The sequence below is a fragment of the Psychroflexus halocasei genome (assembly GCF_900107595.1).
Taxonomy (GTDB): Bacteria; Bacteroidota; Bacteroidia; order Flavobacteriales; family Flavobacteriaceae; genus Psychroflexus; species Psychroflexus halocasei.
Genome location: NZ_FNQF01000035.1, coordinates 1 through 1,699, shown reverse-complemented (window position 1 = coordinate 1,699; position 1,699 = coordinate 1). Strand labels below are relative to the sequence as shown.

Below are 1,699 nucleotides of genomic sequence, written 5' to 3'. Positions count from 1 at the left end.
ATTACTAAATTACAGACCAATTAGAAAATTTAATTATAACAACCCAATTGAAGTCCTAGAAAACAAATGTTTTGCACTTATGGGTTGAACTCAGCTATAATAGGATTCGCATATTTGAAAATTATGCATTATGGTTATTATTCCATTCTTTTTTATATTTTTATCGGACTTTATGCTTTGAACATAATATTACCAATAATTTTTGCAATTAAAACGAGTAAAGGAAAAACTGAAAATTTTTATCCGAATATAATTAAACTGATAAAATAACTGCCCACAACACTGTATGTAGCTTATAGCTAAGCAATAGCTAAACCAAAGTTAAGGAATATTTGGAAGTCGCCAAATTTTTTATTTGGCGTTTTAGAAGTTTAAAGATAAAAACGTAAACAAAAAAATCTAGTTTGTGCTCAACCGAAAAATAATTACTAGTTTTCCCGCATTGAAGCGATATGCGAGACCGTTGCCAAATATTTCAAAAAAACAAAATTAAAAATATACAACTAAAATCATTCGCAAACGGAGAATTAAATCTTAAAAAAAACAGCATCGAGTTTAACGACAAATCAAGTAGAACAGGAAAATGGTTGTTTAAATTACTTCCTTTTTTATTTTTGTTTTTGGGGATACGTTTGATTTATTCCGGCATAACAAATGAACACAATATTCAAATTTTCTTAGAACTATTAAGCGGAATCCTATTTTTATTAATTCCTTTAGGCCTGTTTTACGGAACCAATTTCAAATGGACAAATCGTAAAAAAATTAGTATTGATGAAATCGATAATGTCAAAATAAAAAAGATATTCGGAAATATTTTTGTCGATTTTAAATTAAAAGATAATTCAACAAGGCGAGTTTACAATATTAAGGATTTAGCCGATTGGATAGTAATAAGAAATTATTTAACGGAAAGAAAAGTAAATTGTCCAAATTAAAAAAACATTTGGCAACACCATATTTAATTTATTGCTGGCTTTTCGACTACCTACGAAAATTCTCGCGGATTTTCTATTCGGTTTTTATTTGCTAAATTGGGTGCTTAAATAGCGAAACAAACCATATACAGTAGCCGTTGTGGGCAATTATGAAAAACCAATCTATGACAAAAAAATACTACTAATAATGACAATTTTTGTTTTTATCTCGTGTGGGAAAAATGAAAGCGATGATATTTACAAAACTAAAGGTGGCGAGTATGCTTCAAAAACTGGAAATTTCGTTGCGGATTTTCCGATTGAACCTAATTACACTGCAATTGATAACCAAATTGGACTTGATAAATTTCAAATCCACTTATATCGTTCAACTTTAGGACCTCAGAAAATATTCAATGTTGAATACAACGACTATCCTGAACATATGATTAAATCTATGTCGAATGAACAAGTTTACAGGCAAAGTGTAACAAACTATGCGAATAAAATAGCTGAATCATTTAATTTACAGTACCAAGAGCCGATTGAACAACACGGATTAAACGGTCAGAAATTTCAATTGGAACTTAATAAAAATGCAAAAAGTAAAGGTCTTGATGGATTTATTTTAGTACGGTTATTTCGACAGGGAAATAGAGTTTATGTAGTAACTTATGTTGGAGTAAATGCTGAGTTCAACCCATAAGTGCAAAACATTTGTTTTCTAGGACTTCAATTGGGTTGTTATAATTAAATTTTCTAATTGGTCTGTAATTTAGTAA

General features: G+C 29.3%; 2 protein-coding genes. Both read left to right on the top strand.

Translation table 11 applies throughout. The features are described 5' to 3' along the window. Positions 1-587 precede the first annotated feature (587 nt). A complete protein-coding gene (locus tag BLV84_RS12365) occupies positions 588-938 on the top strand; it encodes a hypothetical protein (protein WP_143521387.1) in 351 nt (116 codons plus the stop codon). 187 nt (positions 939-1,125) lie between these two features. After that, complete coding sequence (locus BLV84_RS12360; RefSeq protein WP_093246170.1) at positions 1,126-1,623, top strand: hypothetical protein; 498 nt, start codon at positions 1,126-1,128, stop codon at positions 1,621-1,623. Positions 1,624-1,699 lie beyond the last annotated feature (76 nt).

Excerpts from the sequence above, each read along its gene's own strand:
- BLV84_RS12360 (WP_093246170.1), top strand. The coding sequence starts at position 1,126 with ATGACAATTTTTGTTTTTATCTCGTGTGGGAAAAATGAAAGCGATGAT.